The 3,631-nt window shown below is 51.0% G+C and carries 2 tRNA genes and 2 rRNA genes; all 4 read left to right on the top strand.

The annotated features are described in order from the left end of the window. The first annotated feature begins 110 nt into the window (after positions 1-110). Positions 111-187, top strand: a tRNA-Ile gene (locus QME24_RS24595). A gap of 24 nt (positions 188-211) precedes the next feature. Continuing rightward, positions 212-287 (top strand) — tRNA-Ala (locus tag QME24_RS24590). Between the two features lie 249 nt (positions 288-536). Beyond that, positions 537-3,429: ribosomal RNA gene (locus tag QME24_RS24585) — 23S ribosomal RNA — on the top strand. 134 nt (positions 3,430-3,563) lie between these two features. Next, a 5S ribosomal RNA gene (gene rrf, locus QME24_RS24580) occupies positions 3,564-3,631 on the top strand; the annotation flags it as partial.

The following is a 3,631-nucleotide window of genomic DNA, read 5'->3' as shown; positions in this document are numbered from 1 at the left end:
AACCTGCGGCTGGATCACCTCCTTAATCGACGACATCAGCCTACTGATGAGCTCCCACACGAATTGCTTGATTCATTGTAAAAGACGATGCTGTAACGCAACCCTGTTATAGGTCTGTAGCTCAGTTGGTTAGAGCGCACCCCTGATAAGGGTGAGGTCGGCAGTTCAAATCTGCCCAGACCTACCATTACATGGTTCAGCCGTAGAATACGGGGCCATAGCTCAGCTGGGAGAGCGCCTGCCTTGCACGCAGGAGGTCAGCGGTTCGATCCCGCTTGGCTCCACCACTTTCTGCGGTAGATGTTGCTCCTGCTCAGAAATTAGAAATGAACATTCGTCGATGAATGTTGATTTCTGACTTTTGTCAGATCGTTCTTTAAAAATTCGGATATGTGATAGATATAGACTGACACGCACTTTCACTGGTGTGTGATCAGGCTAAGGTAAAATTTGTGAGTTCTGCTCTTAATTGAGCGAAATGCGAATTTTCGGCGAATGTCGTCTTCACAGTATAACCAGATTGCTTGGGGTTATATGGTCAAGTGAAGAAGCGCATACGGTGGATGCCTTGGCAGTCAGAGGCGATGAAAGACGTGGTAGCCTGCGATAAGCTTTGGGGAGTCGGCAAACAGACTTTGATCCAGAGATCTCTGAATGGGGGAACCCACTCAGCATAAGCTGAGTATCTTGTACTGAATACATAGGTGCAAGAGGCAAACCAGGGGAACTGAAACATCTAAGTACCCTGAGGAAAAGAAATCAACCGAGATTCCCTTAGTAGTGGCGAGCGAACGGGGACCAGCCCTTAAGTTGATTTGAGATTAGTGGAACGCTCTGGAAAGTGCGGCCATAGTGGGTGATAGCCCCGTACACGAAAATCTCTTATCAATGAAATCGAGTAGGACGGAGCACGAGAAACTTTGTCTGAATATGGGGGGACCATCCTCCAAGGCTAAATACTACTGACTGACCGATAGTGAACCAGTACCGTGAGGGAAAGGCGAAAAGAACCCCGGAGAGGGGAGTGAAATAGAACCTGAAACCGTATGCGTACAAGCAGTGGGAGCCTACTTTGTTAGGTGACTGCGTACCTTTTGTATAATGGGTCAGCGACTTATATTCAGTGGCGAGCTTAACCGAATAGGGGAGGCGTAGCGAAAGCGAGTCTTAATAGGGCGTTTAGTCGCTGGGTATAGACCCGAAACCGGGCGATCTATCCATGGGCAGGTTGAAGGTTAGGTAACACTGACTGGAGGACCGAACCGACTACCGTTGAAAAGTTAGCGGATGACCTGTGGATCGGAGTGAAAGGCTAATCAAGCTCGGAGATAGCTGGTTCTCCTCGAAAGCTATTTAGGTAGCGCCTCATGTATCACTGTAGGGGGTAGAGCACTGTTTCGGCTAGGGGGTCATCCCGACTTACCAAACCGATGCAAACTCCGAATACCTACAAGTGCCGAGCATGGGAGACACACGGCGGGTGCTAACGTCCGTCGTGAAAAGGGAAACAACCCAGACCGTCAGCTAAGGTCCCAAAGTCATGGTTAAGTGGGAAACGATGTGGGAAGGCTTAGACAGCTAGGAGGTTGGCTTAGAAGCAGCCACCCTTTAAAGAAAGCGTAATAGCTCACTAGTCGAGTCGGCCTGCGCGGAAGATGTAACGGGGCTCAAACCATGCACCGAAGCTACGGGTATCACCTTTTGGTGATGCGGTAGAGGAGCGTTCTGTAAGCCTGTGAAGGTGAGTTGAGAAGCTTGCTGGAGGTATCAGAAGTGCGAATGCTGACATGAGTAACGACAATGCGAGTGAAAAACTCGCACGCCGAAAGACCAAGGTTTCCTGCGCAACGTTAATCGACGCAGGGTTAGTCGGTCCCTAAGGCGAGGCTGAAAAGCGTAGTCGATGGAAAACAGGTTAATATTCCTGTACTTCCAGTTATTGCGATGGAGGGACGGAGAAGGTTAGGCCAGCCTGGCGTTGGTTGTCCAGGTTTAAGGTGGTAGGCTGGAATCTTAGGCAAATCCGGGATTTCAAGGCCGAGAGCTGATGACGAGTTGCCTTTAGGCGACGAAGTGGTTGATACCATGCTTCCAAGAAAAGCTCCTAAGCTTCAGATAACTGGGAACCGTACCCCAAACCGACACAGGTGGTTAGGTAGAGAATACCAAGGCGCTTGAGAGAACTCGGGTGAAGGAACTAGGCAAAATGGCACCGTAACTTCGGGAGAAGGTGCGCCGGCGAGGGTGAAGGACTTGCTCCGTAAGCTCATGCCGGTCGAAGATACCAGGCCGCTGCGACTGTTTATTAAAAACACAGCACTCTGCAAACACGAAAGTGGACGTATAGGGTGTGACGCCTGCCCGGTGCCGGAAGGTTAATTGATGGGGTTAGCGCAAGCGAAGCTCTTGATCGAAGCCCCGGTAAACGGCGGCCGTAACTATAACGGTCCTAAGGTAGCGAAATTCCTTGTCGGGTAAGTTCCGACCTGCACGAATGGCGTAACGATGGCGGCGCTGTCTCCACCCGAGACTCAGTGAAATTGAAATCGCTGTGAAGATGCAGTGTATCCGCGGCTAGACGGAAAGACCCCGTGAACCTTTACTATAGCTTTGCACTGGACTTTGAATTTGCTTGTGTAGGATAGGTGGGAGGCTTTGAAGTGGGGACGCCAGTTCTCATGGAGCCATCCTTGAAATACCACCCTGGCAACTTTGAGGTTCTAACTCAGGTCCGTCATCCGGATCGAGGACAGTGTATGGTGGGTAGTTTGACTGGGGCGGTCTCCTCCCAAAGAGTAACGGAGGAGTACGAAGGTGCGCTCAGACCGGTCGGAAATCGGTCGTAGAGTATAAAGGCAAAAGCGCGCTTGACTGCGAGACAAACACGTCGAGCAGGTACGAAAGTAGGTCTTAGTGATCCGGTGGTTCTGTATGGAAGGGCCATCGCTCAACGGATAAAAGGTACTCCGGGGATAACAGGCTGATACCGCCCAAGAGTTCATATCGACGGCGGTGTTTGGCACCTCGATGTCGGCTCATCACATCCTGGGGCTGAAGCCGGTCCCAAGGGTATGGCTGTTCGCCATTTAAAGTGGTACGCGAGCTGGGTTTAGAACGTCGTGAGACAGTTCGGTCCCTATCTGCCGTGGACGTTTGAGATTTGAGAGGGGCTGCTCCTAGTACGAGAGGACCGGAGTGGACGAACCTCTGGTGTTCCGGTTGTCACGCCAGTGGCATTGCCGGGTAGCTATGTTCGGAAGAGATAACCGCTGAAAGCATCTAAGCGGGAAACTTGCCTCAAGATGAGATCTCACTGGGATCTTGAATCCCCTAAAGGGCCGTCGAAGACTACGACGTTGATAGGTTGGGTGTGTAAGCGCTGTGAGGCGTTGAGCTAACCAATACTAATTGCCCGTGAGGCTTGACCATATAACACCCAAGCAATTTGCTAGCGCAGATTGCGGTGGTGAAGATGACATGAACCGAAAGTTCGCAAGGCATCACAAACATCACATATCCGAATTCGCTGGGCTGTCCATCTGGACATTCTGGCTACAGAATTTCTTGACGACCATAGAGCATTGGAACCACCTGATCCCATCCCGAACTCAGTAGTGAAACGATGCATCGC

This window comes from Pseudomonas sp. PARCl1, from assembly GCF_947311875.1.
GTDB lineage: Bacteria > Pseudomonadota > Gammaproteobacteria > Pseudomonadales > Pseudomonadaceae > Aquipseudomonas > Aquipseudomonas juntendi.
Note: the sequence above shows the minus strand (reverse complement) of the source record. Positions and strands in the feature narration are given on the sequence as shown.